We start from the raw sequence: 23220 nt of genomic DNA, 5'->3' as shown, positions 1-23220 counted from the left end.
TTCGCGCTCCAGCGGGAGCAAGCTCCCTCGCCACAGGGGCACCTCGGTATCTCAGACCTTCTCCGGCAACTTATCCCAATACCGAAACAACGGCTCAGCCAGAAACAGCACAAACAGCAACCGCATCACCTGCATCGCCGTCACCAGTGGTACCGACAGTTGCAGGGTTTCGGCCGTCAGGCTCATCTCGGCAATGCCGCCGGGCATCATGCCCAGCGTCAGTGAACGCAGGTCCAGTTGAGTCAGGGCACTCAGGCCGAGCGCCGCGAGGGTGGCGATCAACATGGTCAATGCCGTACCGATCAAGGTCCGGCCCATGAACGATGGCGCCCGGCGGAAGAACTGCCGGTTGAAGTGACAGCCCAAACCGCTGCCGATCAACCATTGGCCGATCTGACTGCCGCCATTCGGCAGGCCGATATGCAGATCCCAGGCGATGCTCACCGCTGCACTTACCAGCAACGGCCCGAACAACCAAGGGTTAGGTTGACGCAAACGCTGCCAGAGCCAGGCGAGCAGGGCGCCCGCCGGAAATAGCAGCGCCAGCCAGCGCCAATCGACCGCCGTCGGATGAAGCTCTGGAGCACCGTCACCCAGCAAATACTTGAACGCCGCCGGGACACACAGCACCACCACCAGCACCCGCAAACTCTGCCCGGCCGCGACCTGGCTGAGCACTGCGCCATTGCGCGCGCCGAGGTTGACCATCTCGCCGGAACCGCCGGGCATGCTGGAGAAAAACGCGGTGGCGCGATCCTCCCCGGTACGCCGCAGCAACCAGACCCCGACCACGCTGGACAGGCTGGTGACCAAGGCACCGAAGAAGATCAGACCGAAGTGGCTCATGACCTGCTCGATCACCACCGGGGTGAAGTGCAGGCCGATGCCGATGCCGACGATCCACTGGCCGCATTTACGCCCGCCAGGGATTTCCGCCAATTGCCAGGGTGTGAGGCAGCGCACCAGGATGATCGCCAGCAACGAGCCGACCATCCACGGTAGCGGCCAGCCGATCTGGCTGGCGAGGTAACCGCCGAGCAGACCGACCAGCGGTGTTCCCCACCAGTTTTTCAAGGTGACCTCAGGCATTGGCCAAGGCACGACGCTGTACGGAACGTTTGCGCCAGATCCGCAGCAACGGCACCAGCAGCATGACCACGATCAGACCCCAGACAGTCAGGGTGATCGGACTGGACCAGAGGATCTCCAGCGCACCGTTGGAAATCGACAGGGCACGCCGCAGGTTCTGTTCCATCAGACCGCCGAGGATAAAGCCCAGCAGCACCGGCGACAGCGGGAAGTCGAGCTTGCGCAGGATGTAGCCGAAGATGCCGATGCCGATCATCAGGAACAGGTCGAAGGTCGTGGCGTGCACCGCGAAGACACCGATCCCGGTGATGATCGCGATCATCGGCACCAGTGCCCAGTTCGGCACGGCGAGGATGCGGGTGAAGATACGGATCATCGGGATGTTGAGGATCACCAGCATGATGTTGGCGATGAACAACGAAGCGATCAGGCCCCAGACGATGTCCGGTTGCTGCTCGAACAGCAACGGACCGGGGGTGATGTTGTACAGCGACAGCGCGCCGATCATCACCGCGGTGGTGCCCGATCCCGGAACGCCGAGGGTCAGCATCGGTACCAGCGCGCCGCAGGCCTCTGCGCCGATCGCGGTTTCCGGGGCGGCGAGGCCGCGTTTGTCGCCCTGGCCGAACGTGCCGCTGTCGCCGGCGATGCGCTTCTCGGTCATGTAGGCCACCGCACTGGCCAGTGTTGCGCCGGCACCCGGCAATACGCCCATGATAAAGCCGAGCACGCCGCAACGGATGTTCACCGCAAACACTGACGCGGCTTCCTTGAAGTTGAACATCATGCGCCCGGTCGCTTTGAACGCTTCCTGGCCGCGATGGGTTTTTTCCAGCAGCAGGAGAATCTCACTGATGGAGAACAGGCCCAACACCAGCACCACGAACTGAATGCCATCGGTGAGATGCAGATTGTCACCGGTGAAACGGTACACGCCGCTGTTGGCGTCGATGCCGACACACGACAGAAACAGTCCGATCAGCGCCGCGATAAACGTCTTTAGCGGACGATTACCGGCCATACCGCCGAGGCAGACAATCGCGAAGACCATCAACACGAAATATTCCGCCGGACCGAAGGCAATCGCCCATTTCGCCAGGATCGGGGCGAACACGACCATGCCGCAGGTGGCGATGAACGCGCCGATGAACGAACTCCACGCCGACAGCGACAACGCCACACCGGCCATCCCCTGACGGGCCATCGGATAGCCGTCGAGGGTGGTCATTACGGTGGAAGCTTCGCCCGGAATGTTCAGCAGGATCGAGCTGATCCGACCGCCGTATTCGCAACCCAGGTACACCGCGGCCAGCAGGATCAACGCCGACTCCGGTGGCAGGCCAAGGGCGAAGGCGATCGGGATCAGCAGCGCCACGCCGTTGATCGGGCCCAGGCCCGGCAGCAGACCGACGACGGTGCCGATCAGCGTCCCGCACAAGGCAGTCACCAGGTTGTACGGGGTCAATGCGACGCCGAAGCCATGGCTCAAATAACCGAGAGTATCCATATCAGTTCTCCAGAACGTCGAGCAGCCCCAGAGGCAGCGGCACGTCCATTACTTTGTCGAACAGCAGGTAAAGGCCGACGCTCATCAGACTGATGATCACCACGCTGGGCGGCCAGCGACCGCCGTACAGGCGCGCCATCGGAATGCCGATCAGGATGCTGCTGAGAATGAAGCCAAGAGGTTCGAACAACCCGGCGAAGATCAGCAGCAACATGACGCACAGACCAATCTTGTTCAGGGTTTCACGGTCCAGTTGCGGGTCGTCGTCGCTGTGCACGATGGGCGATGGGCGGAACACCATATAAAGCAAGGCCGATCCCATCAGGCCGAGCATCAGCAGGGGAAAGGCCCGGGGGCCGACCGGTTCGTAGGAAAATGCCGCCTGATACGGCCATGCCATCAGTGCCAGGCCAATACAGGCCAGTAGCAGCACCGAGGCGAAAATGCGTTGTAAGAGCATGGGGAACTCCTGGTCGCGCCCCTGATGCGCAGGGGCGCAACCGCTAGACAGAGGCGATCACTGGATCAAACCGAACTCTTTGGCCAGCACCTTGTAGTCGGCAACCTGCTTCTTCACGTAGGTGTCCAGCTCCGGGCCGGTCATGGCGAACGGGAACAGTTCACGCTGATCGCGCAGCTTGGCGAAGTCTTCGGAGGCCAGCAGTTTGTCGAAGGCGGCTTTCCACCAGGCGTAATCTTCGTCGCTGACTTTTGGCCCGAGGTAGAAACCACGTACCACCGGCCAGACAATGTCATAGCCCTGTTCCCTGGCGGTCGGGATGTCTTTCATTTCCGGCTCGTCCAGACGCTTGTCGGAGAACACCGCCAGCAAGCGCATGTCACCGCTCTGGATGTGCGGCATGGAGTCGGAGATGTCGGTGCTGCCGACCTGGATGTGGCCGCCGAGCAGCGCGGTGGCGATTTCGCCGCCGCCTTCGAGGGCGACATAACGCAGGTCGCGCGGGTTGATCCCGGCGGCCTTGGCGATCAGTGCCGTCTGCATCCAGTCCTGGCTGCCCACGGTGCCGCCGGAACCGATCACCACTTTGCTCGGATCTTTCTTCAGCGCCTGGACCAGATCGTCGAGGTTCTTGTAGGGCGAGTCGCTTTTCACGGCGATGGCGCCGTAACTGGTGCCGACCGCTGCCAGCCAGCGCACGGCGCTTTCATCGAAGCGTCCGAACTTGCCTTGGGCCAGGTTCAGCAACGAACCGCTGGACCAGGCGACCAGCGTGCCGGCGTCGGCCGGACGCTGTGCGACCACCGCGTTGTAAGCCACTGCGCCGACACCGCCAGGCATGTAGGTCACGCGCATCGGTTTGGTCAGCAGCTTCTCATTGATCAGGGCACTTTGCGCCAGTTTGCAGGTCAGGTCGAAACCACCGCCCGGCGAGGCCGGGGCGATGCATTCCGGGCGTTTGGGCTCAGCTAATAATTGGCCGGCAAAGAGTATGCAGCTGGCGGCTAGAGCAACTTTACGCAGTGATAGGTTCATGATTGTCTCCACAGGAGTTGTTGTTTTGGTTGTGCAGGAGCTGTGCCGCAGGCTGCGATCTTTTGCCCTTGGCGTTTGAATCCATTACCAGAGTGCAACGCTATAGCTCACCAGCAGACGCACTTCATCCGCGTCGCGGGCAGAGTAGTTGGAACGGTAAGTGGCATTGCGCAGGCGCACGGCGACGTCCTTGAAGGTGCCGCTTTGCACTACGTATTTGATCTCGCTGTTGCGTTCCCACTCTTTGCCGGTCTCACCGCTTTTCAGCTTGATGTTGTCACCGCTGATATAACGGCTCATGAAACTCAGGCCGGGAATGCCAAGCTTGGCGAAGTCATAGTCATAGCGGGCCTGCCATGAGCGTTCTTCGGCACCGGCAAAGTCGTTGATCTGGACGAAGTTGACCAGGTACGGATCGCTGCCATCGACATAAGGGAAAGCGCTGTCGCCGGACAGGTGCTGATAGCCGGCGCTGAGTTTATGCCCCTTCAAGGCATAGCTGAGCAGGCCGTTGAGGGATTTGTTGTCGATATTGCCGCCACGGGCCGCGCCTTGGTCGTCACTGATGGCCAGACGCAGGTCGGTGGCGAAAGTGCCGGGGCCGACCGGTTGCGACGCGACCACACCGACGAAGTGCTGGTTGTACACGTCATCGAGTTGGGCGTAGTGGTAGCTGCCGGTGATCTTGTCGGTGAACTTGTAATCCATGCCAGCGAAGTTGAAATGCTCGCCGGTGGCACCCGATACGAAGCGGCCGTTCTTGTTGTTGAGGACGATCTCCTCGTAGTTGCTGTCGTCGCGATCCTTGGCCTTGTTCAGTCGCCCGCCGGTAAAGGTCAGGTTCTTGATCTCTTTGGAGGTCAGCAGGCCGCCTTCGAAGGTCTGCGGCAGGATGCGCCCGTCGTTGGCCTTGAGGATCGGCAGTTCCGGGAACAGGCTGCCGATCTTGAGCTCGGTGGCGGAAATTTTTACCTTGCCGGTCAGGCCGAGCTTGGAGTACTCGTCCGCTGCCCGCCCGTCATCGTGGGTCGGCAACAGGCCGGTGCCGGTGCGGTCGGGGCTGGAGTCGAGTTTGACCCCGAGCATGCCCAGCGCGTCGATGCCGAAACCTACAGTCCCCTCGGTGTAACCCGATTGCAGGTTGAGCATGAAGCCCTGAGCCCATTCGTCACGCTTGGATTGCTGGGCACTGGTACCGTCGCGAAAGTCGCGGTTGAAATACATGTTGCGGGTTTCAAGGGTGGCGCTACTGTCTTCGAAGAAGGCAGCCTGGCTTGACGGCGAAAAGCCGGCGAGGGCGGCGGCACTGGCAAGGGCGGTCTGGCTGAGACGGGAAAAACGAACAGGCGGGCGAGCCTGAGGCTGCATGGACAGCATGGTGATGTACTCCGTTATTGTTCTTATTTGACGAAAACGCTTCGAGGCGTTTTTCGATAACTACTCTTTAGAAATCTTCAGTAGTCACGGCAGTCGAAACTGTCCGTAGCTGGACTTTAACGGGCCAACCTTTCGCTAACCTTTCAACAGACTTTTCAGTGTTTTCAGGCTTCACAGCAGCGGATGCGGCTGTAAACTCCGCGCCAGCGAATGGAGTCGACCTATCCCTGAACGAGGTACAAATCCATGCGTGTTCTGCTCGTCGAAGACCATCTGCAGCTGGCTGAAAGTGTCGCCCAGGCGCTGAAAAGCACCGGCCTGACCGTCGATGTGCTGCACGACGGGGTGGCCGCCGACCTGGCTTTGAGCAGCGAGGAATACGCGGTGGCGATCCTCGACGTCGGCTTGCCGCGCATGGACGGTTTCGAGGTGCTGGCGCGATTGCGCGCACGCGGGAAAAATCTGCCGGTGTTGATGTTGACCGCCCGCAGCGACGTCAAGGATCGAGTCCATGGGCTCAACCTCGGCGCTGACGATTACCTGGCCAAACCCTTCGAGCTCACGGAGCTTGAAGCTCGGGTCAAGGCATTGCTGCGCCGCAGCGTACTCGGTGGCGAGCGCCAGCAGCGTTGCGGCGTGCTGGTGTATGACCTGGACACGCGACGCTTCACCCTGGGCAATGAATTGCTCACCCTGACCTCCCGCGAGCAGGCCGTGCTCGAAGCCCTTATCGCCAGGCCAGGTCGGGTCATGAGCAAGGAGCAACTGGCCTCCCAGGTGTTCGGTCTGGACGAAGAGGCCAGCCCCGACGCCATCGAAATCTACGTCCACCGCTTGCGCAAGAAACTCGACGGTCAGCCGGTAGCGATCGTGACCTTCCGCGGGCTTGGTTACCTGCTGGAAACCCGCGATGCATAAGCCCAGCAGCTTGCGTTGGCGGTTGCTGTGGAACCTCGCGCTGTTGCTGGTGGTATTGATGTTGGCCAGTGGTTTGAGTGCCTACTGGAATGGCCGTGAAGCTGCCGATACCGCCTATGACCGGACCTTGCTGGCCTCGGCCCGGACCATCGCCGCCGGCCTGTCCCAGCGCGATGGCAGTCTCAGTGCGAATGTGCCCTACGTCGCCCTCGATACGTTCGCCTATGACAGCGCCGGGCGGATTTATTACCAGGTCAACGACATTCACCAGCAGCTGATTTCCGGCTACGAAAACCTGCCCGGGCCGCCGCCAGGCACGCCGCGTACCGACGATTATCCGGCGCTGGCGCGCTTCTACAACGCCCAATACCAAGGGCAGAACGTGCGGGTGGTAAGCCTGCTCAAGCCTGTCAGTGAGCCGAACATGAACGGCATGGCAGAAATTCGTGTGGCGGAAACCGACGAAGCGCGGGTCAGCATGGCCCGCAGCCTGATGGCCGATACCTTGTTGCGTCTGGGCATGCTGGCCATGGGCGCGCTGCTGCTGGTGTGGTTTGCCGTCAGTGCCGCGTTGCGCCCGCTGGAGCGTCTGCGCACGGCGGTAGAGGAGCGTCAACCCGATGATTTGCGCGCTCTGCCGCTGGTGGAGGTGCAGCATGAGCTGTGGCCTCTGGTACGGGCACTCAATCATTTTACCGAGCGCTTGCGTGGGCAGTTCGAGCGTCAGGCACAGTTCATCGCCGATGCCGCCCATGAGTTGCGCACACCGCTGGCGGCGCTAAAGGCCCGGCTTGAATTGGGCCTGCGCGCTGCGGACCCCGAAACCTGGCGCAGTACCCTGGAAAGCGCCGCACAAGGCACTGACCGCCTGACCCACCTGGCCAATCAATTGCTGTCGCTGGCCCGTATCGAAAACGGCGCCCGGGCAATTGCCGAGGGCGGCGCACAATTGCTCGATCTCAGCCAGTTGGCCCGCGAGCTGGGCATGGCCATGGCGCCGCTGGCTCACGCACGGGGCGTCGCTTTGGCGTTGGAGGCGGACGATCCGGTGTGGTTGCGGGGTGAACCGACACTGCTCAATGAGCTCTTAAGCAATCTGGTGGATAACGCCCTGGCCCATACGCCACCGGGCGGCAACGTGATTCTGCGGGTGACGGCCCCGGCGGTGTTGGAGGTCGAAGATGACGGGCCGGGGATTCCCCAGGAGGAGCGCGATCGGGTGTTCGAGCGCTTCTACCGGAGTAGCCAGCAGGGTGCGGGTTCAGGGCTGGGCCTGGCGATTGTCGGTGAAATCTGCCGCGCCCACCTGGCGCAGATCAGCCTGCACGACGGCGCGCGGGCGGGGTTGAAGGTGCGGGTGAGTTTTATTGCGGGGTAGATAGGCCAAATTTTTCAGTGCCCGTCAGGGCCTCTTCGCGGGCAAGCCCGCTCCCACAGGTTTTGCACAATCCTTGTGGGAGCGGGCTTGCCCGCGAATCGATAGAAGCCCTGACACAAAAATCCGGTTTCAATAAAACATCGACCGCGACGCTTCCAGATCGGCGCACATCGCCTTGCTTTCGGGATCCATACCCAGCCTTTTGAAGGCTGGAACGTCGAATGCATCGATCCTGGCCAACGGGTGTTCGGTATCTTTGTGGCAATACAGCGTGGCTACCTGCACCAGATCGACATAGTCGACCCGCTCCGACTGGCGCTTGAAGTCAAGGTATTGCCCCGGCAGCTTCACCAGCTTTTCCGGAAATTCCCAGACTCTGAGCAGCTTGTCGCCGAGCAATGGATGAATCTGCTCGATCACATGGTTGAGGCTGACCGGGTCCGATAGCAGCTCATAGTGATCTTCGGCGTAGGTCAGAATCGGCAATACCCCGATCTGATGCACCAGGCCGCCGAGAGCCGCTTGATCGGGCTTCAATTGGCTATGGCGGCGGCACAGGGCATAACTGATTCCGGCCACTTCCAGGCTCCTGCGCCAGACGTCGCGCATTTTTTGCGCCACTACCTCGGAGCGGGCATGGAAAATCTGCTCCATGACCAGACCGATGGCGAGATTGCTGCTGTAGTTGACGCCCAGCCGGGTGATCGCCGTGTGCAGATCGGTCACTTCCTGAGTGGCCCGCAGCAACGGGCTGTTGACCACTTTGATCAGCCGCGCCGACAGCGCCGTATCGCGGCCAATCACTTTGCTCAGCGTACTGACACTGATTTCCGGGTCTTCAGCGGCCTTGCGAATCCCGAGGGCCACTTCCGGTAACGTTGGCAGAACCAGGTCATCGTTATTGATGGCCTCAACCAAATCCTGTTGGACCTTTTCCGCCAGCTTGCTCATTTCTGTTCTCTAGGGTGTTGCAAAAAAAGTGCTGCAATTAACGCTGGATTTCGCGATCACGATCCAGTTGGTAAGGCAGGTCGAGCAGTTGCAGGGCGGGACCTTCGAGCGCGCCTAGATGGATGATGCCACCTTCTGCGGCCTCGGCTTGCAGCACGGCCAGCAGTTCAATGGTGTGTTCGGCACGGGCGGCGATGACCACTTCGCCGATGGAGCTGCCGTGGGTCGGTGAAAACAACGGCGTGCCGGGCTCGGGCAATTCGCTGGCGTCCAGTTGCAGTCGATACAGACGACGCTTGAGTTTGCCCAGGTACTGCATGCGCGCAACAATTTCCTGGCCGGTGTAGCAGCCTTTCTTGAAACTCACGCCGCCGACGGCTTGCAGGTTAAGCATCTGCGGGATGAACAGTTCACGGGTGCTCGGCATGACCTGGCCGATGCCCGCGCGAACCTGACCCAGCAACCACTGATTCAAATCACCCTCGACCAGTTGCGCGCAGAGTTGACCGCGCAGGGTTTCGGCCTGATCCGCAGCAGCCCAAAGCTCGGCTCGGTCGGTGGATACACGAATGGCGATCAGACCGTTAGCGCGCACTACCGCATCGGTTTCTGGCGGCAGCTCAAGGCCCAGGGCGCGCAGAGCGGCATCAGCCCGGCCGAGACCGAAGCGAACCCAGGCGGCGCTTTCGTCGGTCAGTCTGGATTTGGAAAATACCGCGTATTTTTTCAGATCCGCCAGTTGCGGTTCCAGCAGCTCGGTGGCCATCGCCAGCAAGTAGCCATCGCCTTCAGGCAGGATGCGAAAGCTCGATTGCATGCGGCCTTTCTGCGTGCAGCGTGCGCCGAGGCTGGCCTGGGTATCGCTCAGGTAATTGAGGTTGCAGGTCAGTTGCCCCTGAAGGAATTTGCCGGCGTCCGAGCCGCGAACGGCAAGAACGCCTTCATGAGACAACGTGCAGAAAAAAGCAGAATCAGCCATGGGTCATCGCAGGATAAAAAGTCTGGCAGACATCATAAGGGGGCGCCCTTGAAATGGGTAGCTCACAAAGTATGGCGGGTCCCGACCAAAGCCGACTGTTCGGCGTACCTTGGGGCTGTATACTTGCGCTCTATTTGAGGAGCGCTCCATGGTCGAAGATGTTGAACTGAATCGCCTCTACTGGCACAGCCGCCGCGGCATGCTTGAACTTGACGTGTTGCTGGTGCCGTTCGTGAAAGAGGTTTACCCGCATCTGAATGCCAAAGACCGCGAATGCTATACCAGGCTGCTCGAGTGTGAAGACCAGGACATGTTCGGCTGGTTCATGGAGCGCGCCGAATCGGAAGATCCTGAGCTGCAGCGCATGGTTCGAATGATTCTGGACCGTGTCCAGCCCAAGTAATCATTTCGAATGCCGCTGGCATGCCTCACGGCAGTTGCTGGCGGCTTATCTTCTGGCCCAGCTGTTCGCGCTGGGTTCGCTGGCTCTTCTCTCCATACCGATCTGGGCGAGTCTGCCCGGCGTTGCGGTGTGCCTGGCCCATGGCCTGTGGGTGCTGCCGCGGCAGATTCTGTTGACTCATCCCGCGTCGTTTACCGGTTTGCGCCGTGATGCCGATGGCTGGCAACTGTGGAGTGCCGCCCATGGCTGGCAGGCCGTGCAGTTGCGGCCTGATAGCCTGGCATTGCCAGTGATCGTCGTGCTGCGTTTTCGACTGCGCGGTGAGCGACGTGTGCGGGCAATCTGCGTGCCGCACGACTCGCAGGCGGCGGATGTGCACCGACGCCTGCGGCTCAGGCTCAAATTCAGTCGGCGTAGGTGGGCGGCACCAGAATAGTGTCGAGGGCGACCGGCAGCATCTGCGGGTAATCGAGGGTGTAATGCAGGCCGCGGCTTTCCTTGCGCTCCATGGCTGAGCGGATCATCAGCTCGGCAACCTGGGCCAGGTTGCGCAATTCGATCAAATCGCGGCTGACTTTATAGTTGCTGTAGAACTCATCGATCTCATCGAGCAGCAGACGCACACGGTGCTCTGCCCGTTGCAGGCGCTTGTTGGTGCGCACGATACCGACGTAGTCCCACATGAAACGCCGTAATTCATCCCAATTGTGCGCAATGATCACGTCTTCGTCGGAGTCGGTGACCTGGCTGGCATCCCAGGCGGGCAGGGCGAGAGAGTCCCGAATATGCGGCAGTTGCTCAAGAATGTCTGCCGCCGCCGAGCGGGCATAGACGAAACACTCCAGCAGCGAGTTGCTGGCCATGCGGTTGGCGCCGTGCAGGCCGGTGAAGCTGGTTTCGCCGATGGCGTACAGACCCGGCACATCGGTGCGGCCTTGTTGATCGACCATCACCCCGCCGCAGGTGTAGTGCGCCGCCGGAACGACCGGGATCGGCTGTTTGGTGATGTCGATGGAGAATTCCAGGCAACGCTCATACACCGTCGGGAAGTGGCTCTTGATGAACGCTTCCGACTTGTGGCTGATGTCCAGGTACACGCAGTCGACGCCCAGGCGTTTCATCTCATGGTCGATGGCACGGGCGACGATGTCACGCGGCGCCAGTTCGGCTCGAGGGTCGAAGCGCGGCATGAAGCGTTCGCCGTTCGGCAGCTTCAGGTGCGCACCTTCGCCGCGCAGGGCTTCGGTGATCAGGAAACTCTTGGCTTGCGGGTGATAGAGGCAGGTGGGGTGGAACTGGTTGAACTCCAGGTTCGCCACCCGGCAACCCGAGCGCCAAGCCATGGCAATGCCATCACCGCAGGCACCATCGGGATTGCTGGTATAGAGATAGACTTTCGCCGCGCCACCGGAGGCGAGGATGGTGAAACGCGCGCCATAGGTGTCGACTTCGCCGGTGCCGCGGTTTAGTACGTAGGCGCCAAGGCAACGGTCACCGCCCAGGCCCAGACGTTTTTCGGTGATCAGATCGACGGCAACCCGCTGTTCCAGCAGTTCGATATTCGGTCGCTGTTTTGCCTGGTCCAGCAAGGTTCTGAAAATCGCCGCGCCAGTGGCATCGGCGGCGTGGATGATCCGTCGATGGCTGTGACCGCCCTCGCGGGTCAAGTGGAACTCGAAACCGCCGTCTTCGGTGCCGGACTGTTCATCGCGGGTAAAGGGCACGCCCTGGTCGATCAGCCATTGAATCGCCTCCCGGCTATGCTCGACGGTAAAGCGCACGGCATCTTCATGGCACAGGCCGCCGCCGGCATTGAGCGTGTCATCGACATGGGACTCGACGGTGTCGGTGTCATCCAGCACGGCAGCCACACCGCCCTGGGCCCAGAATGTCGAGCCGTTGGCGAGGTCGCCTTTGCTCAATACGGCAATGCGCAGATGACCGGGCAAGGTCAGTGCAAGGCTCAAGCCGGCAGCGCCGCTGCCAATTACCAGAACATCGTGTTGAAACTGTTGGCTCATTTCAGGATTCCGCTCAAAGCGACCCGGGTCGGGGTTGGCGCAAGACACCTGGATCGGCGAGTCAAGACAGCCACACAGTCTACTAGTATATAGAGGGGTGGATCGGCACAATAGCCGGGCTGTCGTGGCATTGTGAAACTACTGTGACCAGGAGGCTGTACTCGCTGATCGGTGCGTCGGTTGATTTCCCCGGTAAATCGACGACTAGACGACTGTATCGAGGATATACCAGTCTTTTTCTCTTCACGGTTGCACAATATCCGTTTCGTCCGGCTATAAATATCGGGAACTTTTGCTGTGCAGACAGGCTCAATAGAAGGTTGCCCGAAGGAAGGAGGCAGCGTCGGAATCATGCAGAACCTGTACACCGGTCTTGCAGGTGAATTCGACGACAAGATTATTCGCGCAGCCGGCCTTGCCCGCGCTGCGTTTTTCGTGCGTGCCAAATCAGAGCCCGCCGGAAACTTGCTTGGAGGGGGAGAACTTTTGCGAAAAGCCCGAGTCTATGTTTGCAAGCTTGATCGTTTGGGAATGCAAGCCTCCTTCGAGTTCAACGAGGAGTGTTCATGCTAACCCAGGAAGAGGATCAGCAGCTTGTTGAGCGCGTTCAGCGCGGCGACAAACGAGCTTTCGATCTGTTAGTGCTGAAATATCAGCACAAAATTCTCGGGTTGATCGTGCGTTTCGTGCACGACACCCATGAAGCCCAGGATGTCGCACAGGAAGCTTTTATCAAGGCTTACCGTGCACTTGGTAATTTCCGCGGTGACAGTGCGTTTTATACGTGGCTGTACCGTATTGCTATCAACACGGCGAAGAACTATCTGGTTTCACGCGGTCGTCGACCGCCGGATAGCGATGTCAGTTCTGAAGATGCGGAGTTCTACGACGGCGATCATGGCCTCAAGGATCTCGAGTCACCGGAGCGTGCGTTGTTGCGCGATGAGATCGAAGGCACCGTCCATCGAACCATCCAGCAACTGCCAGAAGATTTACGTACGGCATTAACTTTACGTGAATTCGATGGTCTGAGTTACGAGGACATTGCGAGCGTCATGCAGTGTCCGGTGGGTACCGTGCGCTCGCGGATTTTCCGCGCTCGGGAAGCCATCGATAAAGCCCTGCAGCCGTTGTTGCAGGATTAACCGAGACAGCGGCGATAGCCAAGAGAGGACCCGCCATGAGTCGTGAAGCCCTGCAGGAATCGCTGTCCGCAGTGATGGATAACGAAGCGGACGAACTGGAATTGCGTCGGGTGTTGAATGCCTTTGACGATGTTGAAACCCGAGACACCTGGGCTCGCTACCAAGTCGCGCGGGCAGTAATGCACAAGGATTTGTTGCTTCCTCGTCTGGATATCGCTGCGGCAGTTTCTGCTGCTCTGGCTGACGAAGCCGTACCGGCCAAAGCTACTCGTGGCCCATGGCGCACCTTGGGTCGTCTGGCTGTTGCCGCTTCGGTGACTGTTGCTGTGCTGGCTGGCGTACGTCTGTATAACCAGGATGAGATCGCCGGGGTCGAACTGGCTCAGCAATCGGCTCAACCAGCTCTGGCTGCTCCACAAGTTAAAGGCCCAGCGGTGTTGGCAGGCTATAGTGAGAGTTCGGAAGCTACTGGCCCTATGGCCAGCGGCGTGCTGCAAGGTCAGCCAGGCTGGCACGATCAACGTCTGCCAGGCTACTTGCGTCAACATGCTCAGCAAGCTGCACTCAAAGGCACTGAAAGTGCTCTGCCTTATGCCCGTGCAGCAAGCCTGGAAAACCGCTAAAAAGGAGGATCATGCGCGCCATACCTTTACTTACGCTTCTGCTCGGTGGCTGGTTCATTGTTCCAGCCCATGCCGATGAAGCCCAGGACTGGTTGGCCCGTTTGGGTCAAGCGGAGCAACAGCAAAGCTTTCACGGTACTTTCGTCTACGAACGTAACGGTAGTTTTTCTACCCATGACATCTGGCATCGCGTCCAGGACGGCAAGGTCCGCGAGCGTTTACTTCAGCTCGACGGCTCGGCTCAGGAAGTCGTGCGCATTGATGGGCAAACTCAATGCGTTAGCGGCACTCTGATAGCAGGGCTGGGGAATGCTCCCGACTCCTCTGCTCGTACACTCGATCCACAAAAACTCAAGAATTGGTACGACCTTGCCGTCATCGGCAAGTCGCGTGTGGCTGGCCGACCGGCGGTCATTGTTTCGCTGACCCCGCGTGATCAGCATCGGTATGGTTTTGAACTGCATCTGGATCGTGAAACCGGCTTGCCTTTGAAGTCATTGCTGTTGAATGACAAAGGGCAGTTGCTTGAGCGGTTCCAGTTTACCCGGCTTGATACTGCCGAGGTGCCAAAGGACAGCGAGCTGCAAGCCAGCGCCGAGTGCAAACCTGTCGTTCTCGACAGCGACAAGGCTTCGGCGATGAAAGTTTCTCAGGTCTGGCATTCGGACTGGCTACCACCAGGGTTCGAATTGACCAGCAGCTCTGCGCGTCAGGATCCGGGCACCAAGACGTTGGTTAATAGCCTGATGTATGACGATGGCCTGGCGCGATTCTCGGTGTTCCTCGAACCGTTGAACGGCGCGGCGGTCACCGATACCCGAACCCAGTTAGGCCCGACCGCCGCAGTCTCGCGACGTCTGACCACCCAGCAAGGCGAGGTGATGGTGACGGTGGTTGGCGAGATACCGATCGGCACCGCTGAACGGATTGCGCTTTCGATGCGCACCGATGCCACTGCGCCCAAGCAGTGAGCTTCTGACATGATGCTCATCAAAGCGTTTGGTTGTGCAAGAGGCCAGCAATGCCGGTCCCACAATTGAGCTCTCGATTGAGTTTGCGAAATGTTTGGTGAGCATTTCAATTTGCAAAAAAACCAGAACTTTCTTATAGGTCAGAGCCCCTCGGCTCTGGCCTTGTTTGTTGTTCCCGGAACAAAAGTACCGGCGTATATTTTCCCGGTGTCTCTGCTCCATATCGCTTAACCATGCTCGTCGTAACGGGAGCCGTATGTCGATACCACGTTTGAAGTCTTATCTATCCATTGTTGCCGCCGTGATTTTGCTCGGTCAGACGGTCGCCGCCCAAGCGGCTGAGCTGCCTGACTTCACGCAACTGGTCGAGCAAGCCTCGCCTGCGATAGTGAACATCAGTACCACGCAAAAGCTTCCGGATCGCAAGGTCTCCGATCCGACTCAAATGCCTGATCTGGAAGGCCTGCCGCCAATGTTGCGCGAGTTTTTCGAACGCGGCATGCCGCAGCAGCCACGTACGCCACGCGGCGACCGTCAGCGCGAAGCGCAATCGCTGGGTTCAGGTTTCATCATTTCGTCTGACGGCTACATCCTGACTAACAACCATGTGATCACCGGCGCCGATGAAATCCTCGTGCGTCTTGCCGATCGCAGTGAGTTGAAAGCCAAGCTGATCGGTACTGACCCACGCTCCGACGTGGCGCTGCTGAAGATTGAAGGCAAGGATCTGCCGATACTGAAACTGGGCAAGTCCCAGAATCTGAAACCCGGACAATGGGTGGTCGCTATCGGCTCGCCGTTCGGTTTTGACCATACCGTGACTCACGGTATCGTCAGCGCCGTCGGTCGCAGTTTGCCGAACGAAAACTATGTGCCATTCATCCAGACTGACGTGCCGATCAACCCGGGCAACTCCGGTGGTCCGCTGTTCAACCTCGCCGGTGAAGTGGTCGGGATCAACTCGCAGATCTATACCCGTTCCGGCGGCTTTATGGGCGTGTCATTCACTATCCCGATCGATGTGGCGATGGACGTTTCCAATCAGCTGAAGAGCGGTGGCAAGGTCAGCCGCGGCTGGCTGGGCGTGGTGATCCAGGAAGTGAACAAGGACCTGGCCGAGTCCTTCGGTCTGGACAAGCCGGCGGGTGCGCTGGTAGCGCAAATTCAGGATGACGGCCCGGCTGCCAAAGGTGGCCTGCAAGTGGGCGACGTGATTCTTAGCTTGAATGATCAGCCGATTGTCATGTCGGCGGATCTGCCGCATCTGGTGGGCGCCCTCAAGGCTGGCGCGGCTGCCAAGCTTGAAGTCATTCGTGACGGCAAGCGTAAAAACGTCGAGCTGACCGTCGGCGCCATTCCGGAAGAAGGCAAAGAGTTGGAGTCCCTGCCTAAATCCGGCATCGAGCGCAGCAGCAACCGCTTGGGTGTTGCCGTGGTCGAGCTGACCGAAGAACAGAAGAAGGCCAACGACATCCAGGGCGGCGTCGTGATCAAGGAGGTTCAGGAGGGTCCTGCGGCCTTGATCGGCCTGCAACCGGGCGACGTGATCACTCACTTGAACAACCAGGCAATTGGTTCGACCAAGGAATTTACGGAGATCGCCAAGGCGCTGCCGAAGAATCGTACGGTATCGATGCGTGTTCTGCGTCAAGGCCGTGCCAGCTTCATCACCTTCAAACTGGCTGAATAACCGGGCAACCGATTATTCGCGGCATTAAAAAGCCCGTCTCGAAAGAGACGGGCTTTTTTGTATCCTGTGGGAGCCGAGCTTGCTCGCGATGAACGATGACGCGGTGTGTCAGATTCGCCGCCATCTACGCCCGTAGCAGCTGCCGAGCCTGCGAGGCTGCGTTCGAGCCGGGGTCGCGCTCGACCGGAGTCCTCGTAAATCCTGTGCACGCGATTTACCTGAAAGAACGTGTTGCCTGATTTTACGACCGCTTCGCGGCCGGACGCAGCCTCGCAGGCTCGGCAGCTGCTACAAGTCAGCGCATCATGTCTTTGACCATCTGTTCCTGGTTCATCAGCTCTCTTTGCCGTGCATCGATCCTTGAAGCCAGTGGGAAGTTGGTGCCGGCACGGCGCTTGGCGAAGTCGAGTTGCTGGATAGCCTGTCGGTAATCGCCGACCAGCGCGAAGTATTCGGCACGGGCTTGATGCAGGCCGATGGTGTTGCCGGAAAGTCCGCGGGTTTCCGCCACCATGTACCAGACATCCGGATCGTCAGAACGAGTCTTGAGCAGGCCCTCCAATGCTTTCTCGGCGTCAGCGGCGCGGTTCTGTTTGAGCAGCAAATCGACGCGTACCTGATTCAGCGGATAGTTGCCCGGATATTGCGTCAGCATCCGGTCCACCCGTGTTTGGGCATCCGGCAGGCGGTTGTTGGTGATGTCCAGGTCAATCTGCGCCAGATTATAGGTGATGTCGTTCGGTGACTTGGCCAGCAGCTGTTTCAGGTTCTCTCGAGCCTCATTCAACTGACCGCCTTTGACCTGTGCGATCGCCAAACCGTAGCGGGCCACGTCACTCTTCGGATTTTCATCGAGCTGGGCGCGGAAGCGTTTTGCGCCAAGGCCTGGGGTTTCTTCGTAGATCAACTGGACCCGCGCGCGAATCAACTGATAGCGCAGGCTGTCTTCGGTGCCGCCCTGTTTGGCCTGTTCAGCGCGGTTGCGGGTGTCGGCGATCCGCGATTCGGTGACCGGGTGCGTCAGCAGGAATTCCGGCGGTTTGGCATCGAAGCGGAACTGGCGCATCAGCCTTTCGAACATGGTCGGCATGGCACGCGGGTCGTAACCGGCTTTTTCCAGGTTGAGAATGCCGATGCGGTCGGCTTCCTGCTCGTTCTGGCGCGAGAAGCGCCGTTGTTCCTGAATCGCTGCGGCCTGGGTACCGGCGATGGCAGCCATCCCGGCGTCACCGGCGCCAGCAGCGGCGATTACGATGCCGGCGAGCAAGGCGGCCATCATTGGCACTTGCATGCGTTGCTGGGCTTCTACGCCGCGAGCAAAGTGGCGTTGCGACAGGTGAGCCAGTTCGTGAGCCATCACCGACGCATATTCGCTTTCGGTCTGGGCATTGAGAAAGAGCCCGCCGTTGACCCCGACAATCCCGCCCGGTGCCGCAAAGGCGTTGAGTTGCGGGCTGTTGATCAGGATGAACTCCAGGCGCCGGTCATTCAGCTGGCTGGTCTCCACCAGCTTATAGACGCTGGACTCGACGTAATCCTTGAGTTGCGGGTCGTTGAGCGCAGACACCTGACTGCGCAACAGCGCCAGCCAGGCGCGTCCCAACTGGTGTTCCTGTTGCGGCGAGACAATGGCAGAACTGGCGTCGCCGAGTGACGGCAGGTCGTCGGCGAAGCCCGGTGAGGCAAGCAGGCAAGCGAGCGTCAGCAGGGTAGGGCGCAAAAAAGTCATGCACAAAGCCTTAGTCGACAAAGAGCTTACTGTAGCCGGACACTTGGCTTGGGACCAGATATTCTAGGCGGCTTGAATGCCTGTCAGGAGCAAAGTAATGACCGATGCTTTAACGCACGACGCCGAACTGGACGCCAGTGGTTTGAACTGCCCGTTGCCCTTGCTCAAGGCCAAACTCGAGCTCAACCGCCTGCCCAGCGGCGCAGTGCTCAAGGTGATCGCCACAGATGCCGGCTCCCAGCGCGATTTTCGCACCTTTGCCCGTTTGGCCGGTCATACGCTGCTACGCGAAGAAGATGAAGCTGGTGTCTATCGCTATTGGCTGCGCAAAGCCTGAATCTTCCGCGCCCATTCTTAAGGATTATTGATGTTCAAGGTGTTACGCGACTGGATTCAGCGCTACTTCTCCGATGAAGAGGCCGTGGTGCTGGCCGTTCTATTGTTCCTGGCCTTTACCGCGGTACTGACCCTGGGTGGAATGCTGGCGCCAGTGTTGGCGGGCATGGTGCTGGCCTATCTGATGCAAGGGCTGGTCAGCACCCTTGAGCGTCTGCGTCTGCCCGGCGGGGCAGCGGTTGGCCTGGTATTCGCCTTGTTCATGGGCGTGCTGCTGGTGTTCATCGTGGTGGTGGTGCCATTGCTCTGGCATCAATTGATCACCTTGTTCAACGAGTTGCCGGGCATGCTCGCCAAGTGGCAATCGGTTCTGTTGCTGCTGCCGGAGCGTTACCCGCATCTGGTGTCCGATGAGCAGGTGTTGCAGGCCATCGAAGTGGCGCGCGGTGAAATCGGCAAATTCGGCCAATGGGCGCTGACGTTCTCGCTGTCCAGTCTGCCGTTGCTGGTCAACATCATGATCTACCTGGTTCTGGTGCCGATTCTGGTGTTCTTTTTCCTCAAGGACCGGGAAATGATCGGGCAATGGGTCCGTGGTTATCTGCCCCGCGAGCGAGCGCTGATCACCCGGGTTGCGCAGGAAATGAACCGTCAGATCGCCAATTACATTCGCGGCAAGGTCATCGAGATCTTCATTTGCGGCGGCGTTACTTACATTGCCTTCGTTGCGCTGGGTCTGAACTACGCGGCATTGCTCGCGCTGCTGGTCGGTGTTTCGGTGGTGGTGCCGTACGTCGGGGCGGTGGTGGTGACCGTGCCGGTGCTGCTGATTGCGCTGTTCCAGTGGGGCTGGAGCGATGAGTTCATCTATCTGATGGCGGTCTACGGGATCATTCAGACGCTGGACGGCAACGTGCTGGTGCCGCTGCTGTTCTCGGAGGCGGTCAATCTGCATCCGGTGGCGATCATCTGTGCGGTGCTGTTGTTTGGCGGGCTGTGGGGCTTCTGGGGGATTTTCTTCGCGATTCCGCTGGCGACCCTGTTCAAAGCAGTGCTGGATGCCTGGCCGCGCAAGGAGCCGATTGTGGCGCCGTTATTGTAGCCTCGGTGGGATGAGAGGCCTCTGTGGGAGCGGGCTTGCCCGCGAAGAGGCCATCACAGCCCCAACAGCTTCGCGGGCAAGCCCGCTTCCACACAAGCCCGCTCCCACAGAAATCAAATCTCAGGCCTTGTTCAGCGCCTGAGCAGCAGCCAGCACCGCATCCACATGCCCCGGTACCTTCACGCCGCGCCATTCCTGACGCAGAACACCGTCCTTGTCGATCAGGAACGTGCTGCGGTCTACGCCCAGGTATTCCTTGCCGTAGAGTTTCTTCAGCTTGATCACATCGAACAGCTGGCAGATGGCTTCGTCCTTGTCGCTGATCAGCTCGAACGGGAACTCCTGCTTGCACTTGAAGTTCTCGTGGGACTTCAAGCTGTCGCGGGACACGCCGAACACTTCGGTGTTGGCCGCCTTGAACCCGGCGTATTGATCACGAAAGCCCTGGCCCTCGGTGGTGCAACCAGGCGTGCTGTCCTTCGGATAGAAGTAGATCACCACGTGCTTGCCTTTGAGCCCGGCGAGACTGATGGTTTGTCCGCTGGTGGCAGGCGCTTCGAAGTCGGCGACAGGTTGGTCGATAGCAACGGCCATGAAAGCTTCCTTACATTGGGTTCTGTGGACGCCACGGTTCGATCAGCGCGTCGAGGTTCAGCGCGTCGGCAAAATCGAGGAACTGGTCACGCAGCCAGCTGATCTGCACACCGGCCGGCAAGGTCACGGTGAACGTCGCATTGAGCATGGTGCCGCCGGTTTGCGGCGCCTGATAGGTGTCGCAGGTCAGGTTTTCCAGCTCGACGTGATGGTCGATGAAGAACTGGCACAGCTCGTTGACGATATCCGAGCGATAGGCCGAACTGACATAGGCCACATAAGGCAGCGCTTCAGGGCGATTTTCCAGCGCAGCGCTACGCACTACGTTGACCGTGAAGGTGTGTTTCTTCGCCAGCGAGGGCAAGCCGGCTTCCAGGCGCGCCAGGGCGTCCCAGCTGCCGGAAATCTGCAGGACCAGCGCGCTGCATTCGCCGTGGCGAGTCAGGCGGGAGGTCACCACGGCACAGCGATTTTCATGGCTGGCGCGGCACAGGACGTTAGTCAGCTCCATGGGGTTGGCGCCGAGGGCACTGATGACAAGGAATTGTTCGCGGACTGTGGGGGTGGACATGCAGCATTCCTAAAACGATGAGCGGTCGATACTTTTGCGGGCTCGAGTACTGGGAGCGAGCGTCCGGATGCGAATTCAGAAACCCTGAGTCCAGAGGTTGCGACGAGCTCCAGTGAGGCGAGAGCGAAGGGCGGCAACGCAGGATCGGGGCTTCGGATGCCGAAAAGGGAGGCTGGAACCCGGCGTACAAGCTTATCAGTACCGATCAAAGTCTGAAGGGTAGCGAAAACCATCGCTCAGGGGAATGGCGCAAGCGCAGTACTTTGCTTGTACAAGCATCTTGGCGCCAGTACCATTACCGCTCTCTTTTTCCGGCAGGAGCGGTTGCATGATTGCGGGCAGTATGGTGGCACTGGTCACACCCATGGATGCACAGGGTCGTCTCGACTGGGACAGCCTGAGCAAACTGGTGGACTTCCACCTGCAAGAGGGCACCAACGCCATCGTGGCGGTCGGCACTACAGGTGAGTCGGCCACCCTCGATGTGAACGAACACATTGAAGTGATTCGTCGCGTGGTAGCTCAAGTTGCAGGGCGTATTCCGGTGATCGCCGGCACAGGCGCCAATTCGACGCGCGAAGCGATCGAACTGACCAACAATGCGAAGAACGCTGGCGCCGACGCGTGCCTGCTGGTAACGCCTTACTACAACAAGCCGACGCAAGAAGGCTTGTACCAGCACTTCCGCACCATCGCCGAAGCGGTCGACATCCCGCAGATCCTCTACAACGTGCCTGGCCGTACTGCGTGCGACATGCTGGCCGAGACGGTGATCCGCCTGTCTACCGTGCCGAATATCATCGGCATCAAGGAAGCCACTGGCGACCTGCAACGCGCCAAGGACATCCTGGCCGGTGTCAGCAGCGACTTCCTGGTGTATTCCGGTGACGACGCGACCGCGGTCGAGCTGATGCTGCTCGGCGGCAAAGGCAACATCTCGGTAACCGCCAACGTTGCCCCGCGCGCCATGAGCGACCTGTGCGCCGCTGCGATGCGTGGCGATGCCGTGACCGCCCGCGCGATTCACGAAAAGCTGATGCCACTCAATAAAACCCTGTTTATCGAATCCAACCCTATCCCCGTGAAATGGGCCCTGCACGAGATGGGCTTGATGCCGGACGGTATCCGTCTGCCGCTCACCTGGCTCAGTGTTGCCTGTCACGAACCGCTGCGACAGGCCATGCGCCAGTCCGGCGTATTGGTTTAATTGAGGAAGTACTACGCATGAAGCGAATGGCCGGACTTTCCGCACTTGCCTTGATCATCTCCAGCACCAGTGGCTGCGGGTGGGTTTGGGGCCCGGAAGGCTACTTCCGTGACCGTGGCAGCGATTACCTGGAGGCGCAACAAACCGCGCCCATGCAATTGCCGCCGAATGTCAGCACCTCCAAGCGTCTCGACCCTTTGCTGCCGATCCCGCGCAACGTGGCCGACGACACCGCCAAGGGCGAGTACGAAGTTCCGCGTCCGCAGCCGTTGTCGTCGGTGGCCAATGCCAGCGATTACACCCTGCAGAAAAGCGGCGATTCGCGTTGGGTCATGGCCCAGCGGCCACCGGCTGAAGTCTGGCCAGTGGCCATGCAGTTCTTCCAGGACAACGGTTTCCGTATTGATGAACAGCGTCCGCAAACCGGCGAGTTCAGCACCACCTGGCAGCATTCCGACGAGTTGTCCGCTGCGATGGCCAAACGCCTGAGCAGCGCCGGGATCGCGTCTGGCAGCGAAACCCGCGTGCGGGTTCGTATCGAGCCAGGCGTGCAGCGCAACACCAGTGAAGTCTACGTGGTCAGCGCCGAGCGTCCTGCCGGCAGCACGGCCAATGTTGATTTCACCAACCGTTCGGTCAATACCGGTCTGGATGCTGCATTGGTCGACGAGCTGCTGGCGAGCATGAGCCGGACCTCCGAGAAGGGCGGTTCGGTTTCCTTGTTGGCCGCGCGTGATTTCGATACGCCTAACCGCGTCAGCCTCACCGAAGACGGCAGCGGTAACGTGGTGCTCAACCTCGGCGAAGACCTTGATCGCGCCTGGTCGAGTGTCGGCCGTGCGCTGGAGAAGGGCGAATGGCGGGTTGAAGACATCAACCGCAGCCTGGGCCTGTACTACATCAACCTCGCTGAAAAACCCGAGAAGAAAAACGACGAGCCAGGTTTCTTCGGCAAGCTGTTTGGCAGCAAAGCGGCCAAGGAAGACATCGAAGCCCGCGCCGAGCGTTATCAGGTTCGCCTGAGCAAGGTGGGCGAGACCGTGCAAGTCACCGTCGAGAAGAACATCAATACCGTTGCGCCGGCCGAAGTGGCTCGCAAAGTATTGGGTGTGATTCAGGACAACCTGGGCTGAT

Annotated in this window: 24 protein-coding genes; 13 read left to right on the top strand and 11 right to left on the bottom strand. The window is 59.8% G+C overall.

Translation table 11 applies throughout. The annotated features are described in order from the left end of the window. Positions 1-51: 51 nt before the first annotated feature. The 5 genes from AC3I0A_RS20280 to AC3I0A_RS20260 form a co-directional block, all read right to left on the bottom strand. On the bottom strand, positions 52-1089 hold the full coding sequence (locus AC3I0A_RS20280; RefSeq protein ID WP_489374162.1) for an AbrB family transcriptional regulator: 1038 nt from the start codon (positions 1087-1089) through the stop codon (positions 52-54). Further along, complete coding sequence (locus tag AC3I0A_RS20275) at positions 1082-2596, bottom strand: tripartite tricarboxylate transporter permease (protein WP_489374161.1); 1515 nt, start codon at positions 2594-2596, stop codon at positions 1082-1084. Before AC3I0A_RS20275 ends, AC3I0A_RS20280 begins: the two co-directional genes overlap by 8 nt. A 1-nt stretch (position 2597) precedes the next feature. Beyond that, on the bottom strand, positions 2598-3056 hold the full coding sequence (locus tag AC3I0A_RS20270) for a tripartite tricarboxylate transporter TctB family protein (RefSeq protein WP_489374160.1): 459 nt from the start codon (positions 3054-3056) through the stop codon (positions 2598-2600). Positions 3057-3113: 57 nt separating this feature from the next. Next, the gene (locus AC3I0A_RS20265) at positions 3114-4091 is read right to left on the bottom strand and encodes a Bug family tripartite tricarboxylate transporter substrate binding protein (protein WP_489374159.1); all 978 of its coding nucleotides are present in this window, start codon (positions 4089-4091) and stop codon (positions 3114-3116) included. 84 nt (positions 4092-4175) lie between these two features. Then, entirely contained in the window at positions 4176-5468 is a 1293-nt protein-coding gene (locus AC3I0A_RS20260) for an OprD family porin (protein WP_489374158.1), read from the bottom strand. Between the two features lie 246 nt (positions 5469-5714). Here AC3I0A_RS20260 and AC3I0A_RS20255 point away from each other — a divergent pair, with 246 nt between their 5' ends. Next, on the top strand, positions 5715-6386 hold the full coding sequence (locus AC3I0A_RS20255) for a response regulator (protein ID WP_489374157.1): 672 nt from the start codon (positions 5715-5717) through the stop codon (positions 6384-6386). Continuing rightward, positions 6379-7764, top strand: coding sequence for a sensor histidine kinase (locus AC3I0A_RS20250; protein WP_489374155.1), 1386 nt, complete (start codon positions 6379-6381; stop codon positions 7762-7764). Before AC3I0A_RS20255 ends, AC3I0A_RS20250 begins: the two co-directional genes overlap by 8 nt. Before the next feature lie 129 nt (positions 7765-7893). Here the strand turns inward: AC3I0A_RS20250 and AC3I0A_RS20245 are convergent, their stop codons facing one another. Further along, complete coding sequence (locus tag AC3I0A_RS20245; RefSeq protein ID WP_489374153.1) at positions 7894-8715, bottom strand: HDOD domain-containing protein; 822 nt, start codon at positions 8713-8715, stop codon at positions 7894-7896. A gap of 37 nt (positions 8716-8752) precedes the next feature. Further along, positions 8753-9694, bottom strand: a complete 942-nt coding sequence (ygfZ, locus tag AC3I0A_RS20240) for a CAF17-like 4Fe-4S cluster assembly/insertion protein YgfZ (RefSeq protein WP_489374151.1) — start codon at positions 9692-9694, stop codon at positions 8753-8755. Between the two features lie 148 nt (positions 9695-9842). Here ygfZ and AC3I0A_RS20235 point away from each other — a divergent pair, with 148 nt between their 5' ends. Both AC3I0A_RS20235 and AC3I0A_RS20230 read left to right on the top strand, forming a co-directional pair. After that, positions 9843-10097, top strand: a complete 255-nt coding sequence (locus AC3I0A_RS20235) for an FAD assembly factor SdhE (RefSeq protein WP_150642083.1) — start codon at positions 9843-9845, stop codon at positions 10095-10097. After that, positions 10081-10533, top strand: coding sequence for a protein YgfX (locus tag AC3I0A_RS20230; protein WP_489374149.1), 453 nt, complete (start codon positions 10081-10083; stop codon positions 10531-10533). The genes AC3I0A_RS20235 and AC3I0A_RS20230 overlap by 17 nt, the downstream gene beginning before the upstream one ends. Here the strand turns inward: AC3I0A_RS20230 and nadB are convergent. Beyond that, the gene (nadB, locus tag AC3I0A_RS20225) at positions 10502-12118 is read right to left on the bottom strand and encodes an L-aspartate oxidase (RefSeq protein ID WP_489374147.1); all 1617 of its coding nucleotides are present in this window, start codon (positions 12116-12118) and stop codon (positions 10502-10504) included. The genes AC3I0A_RS20230 and nadB overlap by 32 nt on opposite strands. A gap of 351 nt (positions 12119-12469) precedes the next feature. Here nadB and AC3I0A_RS20220 point away from each other — a divergent pair, with 351 nt between their 5' ends. The 5 genes from AC3I0A_RS20220 (at position 12470) to AC3I0A_RS20200 (ending at position 16547) form a co-directional block, all read left to right on the top strand. Then, on the top strand, positions 12470-12691 hold the full coding sequence (locus tag AC3I0A_RS20220; RefSeq protein ID WP_489374146.1) for a hypothetical protein: 222 nt from the start codon (positions 12470-12472) through the stop codon (positions 12689-12691). Then, positions 12685-13263 carry an RNA polymerase sigma factor RpoE/AlgU gene (rpoE, locus tag AC3I0A_RS20215; RefSeq protein WP_150642086.1) on the top strand — a complete coding sequence of 193 codons (579 nt, stop codon included), beginning with the start codon at positions 12685-12687 and terminating at the stop codon, positions 13261-13263. The genes AC3I0A_RS20220 and rpoE overlap by 7 nt, the downstream gene beginning before the upstream one ends. A 35-nt stretch (positions 13264-13298) precedes the next feature. Continuing rightward, a complete protein-coding gene (locus tag AC3I0A_RS20210) occupies positions 13299-13886 on the top strand; it encodes a sigma-E factor negative regulatory protein (protein WP_489374145.1) in 588 nt (195 codons plus the stop codon). 11 nt (positions 13887-13897) lie between these two features. Further along, positions 13898-14857: a MucB/RseB C-terminal domain-containing protein gene (locus AC3I0A_RS20205; protein WP_489374143.1), complete on the top strand. Its 960-nt coding sequence runs from the start codon at positions 13898-13900 to the stop codon at positions 14855-14857. A gap of 256 nt (positions 14858-15113) precedes the next feature. Beyond that, positions 15114-16547 (top strand): DegQ family serine endoprotease, encoded by a 1434-nt coding sequence (locus AC3I0A_RS20200; RefSeq protein ID WP_489374141.1) that lies wholly within the window; start codon positions 15114-15116, stop codon positions 16545-16547. Positions 16548-16842: 295 nt separating this feature from the next. On the opposite strand, the gene AC3I0A_RS20195 is transcribed toward AC3I0A_RS20200, so the two are convergent. Continuing rightward, a complete protein-coding gene (locus AC3I0A_RS20195; protein WP_489374139.1) occupies positions 16843-18276 on the bottom strand; it encodes a M48 family metalloprotease in 1434 nt (477 codons plus the stop codon). A 97-nt stretch (positions 18277-18373) separates the two neighbouring features. On the opposite strand from AC3I0A_RS20195, the gene AC3I0A_RS20190 reads away from it, so the two are divergent. Beyond that, positions 18374-18613 (top strand): sulfurtransferase TusA family protein, encoded by a 240-nt coding sequence (locus AC3I0A_RS20190; RefSeq protein ID WP_489374137.1) that lies wholly within the window; start codon positions 18374-18376, stop codon positions 18611-18613. Positions 18614-18643: 30 nt separating this feature from the next. After that, entirely contained in the window at positions 18644-19714 is a 1071-nt protein-coding gene (locus AC3I0A_RS20185; RefSeq protein WP_489374135.1) for an AI-2E family transporter, read from the top strand. Positions 19715-19834: 120 nt separating this feature from the next. Here the strand turns inward: AC3I0A_RS20185 and AC3I0A_RS20180 are convergent, their stop codons facing one another. After that, entirely contained in the window at positions 19835-20308 is a 474-nt protein-coding gene (locus AC3I0A_RS20180) for a peroxiredoxin (protein ID WP_489374134.1), read from the bottom strand. Between the two features lie 10 nt (positions 20309-20318). After that, complete coding sequence (locus tag AC3I0A_RS20175) at positions 20319-20879, bottom strand: glycine cleavage system transcriptional repressor (RefSeq protein ID WP_489374133.1); 561 nt, start codon at positions 20877-20879, stop codon at positions 20319-20321. Positions 20880-21207: 328 nt separating this feature from the next. Between AC3I0A_RS20175 and dapA the strand changes: the two genes are divergently transcribed. Together dapA and bamC are read left to right on the top strand one after the other, a co-directional pair. Next, positions 21208-22086 carry a 4-hydroxy-tetrahydrodipicolinate synthase gene (dapA, locus tag AC3I0A_RS20170; RefSeq protein WP_489374131.1) on the top strand — a complete coding sequence of 293 codons (879 nt, stop codon included), beginning with the start codon at positions 21208-21210 and terminating at the stop codon, positions 22084-22086. Between the two features lie 17 nt (positions 22087-22103). Further along, positions 22104-23219 carry an NlpB/DapX family lipoprotein gene (bamC, locus tag AC3I0A_RS20165; RefSeq protein WP_489374130.1) on the top strand — a complete coding sequence of 372 codons (1116 nt, stop codon included), beginning with the start codon at positions 22104-22106 and terminating at the stop codon, positions 23217-23219. The last annotated feature ends 1 nt before the right edge of the window (position 23220 follow it).

Source organism: Pseudomonas sp. KH_024_B2 (assembly GCF_057839965.1).
The sequence above is the reverse complement of the archived record's forward strand: the minus strand, read 5'-3'. Positions and strand labels throughout refer to the sequence as shown.

Excerpts from the sequence above, each read along its gene's own strand:
- AC3I0A_RS20280 (WP_489374162.1), bottom strand. The coding sequence starts at position 1,089 with ATGCCTGAGGTCACCTTGAAAAACTGGTGGGGAACACCGCTGGTCGGT.
- AC3I0A_RS20275 (WP_489374161.1), bottom strand. The coding sequence starts at position 2,596 with ATGGATACTCTCGGTTATTTGAGCCATGGCTTCGGCGTCGCATTGACC.
- AC3I0A_RS20270 (WP_489374160.1), bottom strand. The coding sequence starts at position 3,056 with ATGCTCTTACAACGCATTTTCGCCTCGGTGCTGCTACTGGCCTGTATT.
- AC3I0A_RS20265 (WP_489374159.1), bottom strand. The coding sequence starts at position 4,091 with ATGAACCTATCACTGCGTAAAGTTGCTCTAGCCGCCAGCTGCATACTC.
- AC3I0A_RS20260 (WP_489374158.1), bottom strand. The coding sequence starts at position 5,468 with ATGCTGTCCATGCAGCCTCAGGCTCGCCCGCCTGTTCGTTTTTCCCGT.
- AC3I0A_RS20255 (WP_489374157.1), top strand. The coding sequence starts at position 5,715 with ATGCGTGTTCTGCTCGTCGAAGACCATCTGCAGCTGGCTGAAAGTGTC.
- AC3I0A_RS20250 (WP_489374155.1), top strand. The coding sequence starts at position 6,379 with ATGCATAAGCCCAGCAGCTTGCGTTGGCGGTTGCTGTGGAACCTCGCG.
- AC3I0A_RS20245 (WP_489374153.1), bottom strand. The coding sequence starts at position 8,715 with ATGAGCAAGCTGGCGGAAAAGGTCCAACAGGATTTGGTTGAGGCCATC.
- ygfZ (WP_489374151.1), bottom strand. The coding sequence starts at position 9,694 with ATGGCTGATTCTGCTTTTTTCTGCACGTTGTCTCATGAAGGCGTTCTT.
- AC3I0A_RS20235 (WP_150642083.1), top strand. The coding sequence starts at position 9,843 with ATGGTCGAAGATGTTGAACTGAATCGCCTCTACTGGCACAGCCGCCGC.
- nadB (WP_489374147.1), bottom strand. The coding sequence starts at position 12,118 with ATGAGCCAACAGTTTCAACACGATGTTCTGGTAATTGGCAGCGGCGCT.
- AC3I0A_RS20220 (WP_489374146.1), top strand. The coding sequence starts at position 12,470 with ATGCAGAACCTGTACACCGGTCTTGCAGGTGAATTCGACGACAAGATT.
- rpoE (WP_150642086.1), top strand. The coding sequence starts at position 12,685 with ATGCTAACCCAGGAAGAGGATCAGCAGCTTGTTGAGCGCGTTCAGCGC.
- AC3I0A_RS20210 (WP_489374145.1), top strand. The coding sequence starts at position 13,299 with ATGAGTCGTGAAGCCCTGCAGGAATCGCTGTCCGCAGTGATGGATAAC.
- AC3I0A_RS20205 (WP_489374143.1), top strand. The coding sequence starts at position 13,898 with ATGCGCGCCATACCTTTACTTACGCTTCTGCTCGGTGGCTGGTTCATT.
- AC3I0A_RS20200 (WP_489374141.1), top strand. The coding sequence starts at position 15,114 with ATGTCGATACCACGTTTGAAGTCTTATCTATCCATTGTTGCCGCCGTG.
- AC3I0A_RS20195 (WP_489374139.1), bottom strand. The coding sequence starts at position 18,276 with ATGACTTTTTTGCGCCCTACCCTGCTGACGCTCGCTTGCCTGCTTGCC.
- AC3I0A_RS20190 (WP_489374137.1), top strand. The coding sequence starts at position 18,374 with ATGACCGATGCTTTAACGCACGACGCCGAACTGGACGCCAGTGGTTTG.
- AC3I0A_RS20185 (WP_489374135.1), top strand. The coding sequence starts at position 18,644 with ATGTTCAAGGTGTTACGCGACTGGATTCAGCGCTACTTCTCCGATGAA.
- AC3I0A_RS20180 (WP_489374134.1), bottom strand. The coding sequence starts at position 20,308 with ATGGCCGTTGCTATCGACCAACCTGTCGCCGACTTCGAAGCGCCTGCC.
- AC3I0A_RS20175 (WP_489374133.1), bottom strand. The coding sequence starts at position 20,879 with ATGTCCACCCCCACAGTCCGCGAACAATTCCTTGTCATCAGTGCCCTC.
- dapA (WP_489374131.1), top strand. The coding sequence starts at position 21,208 with ATGATTGCGGGCAGTATGGTGGCACTGGTCACACCCATGGATGCACAG.
- bamC (WP_489374130.1), top strand. The coding sequence starts at position 22,104 with ATGAAGCGAATGGCCGGACTTTCCGCACTTGCCTTGATCATCTCCAGC.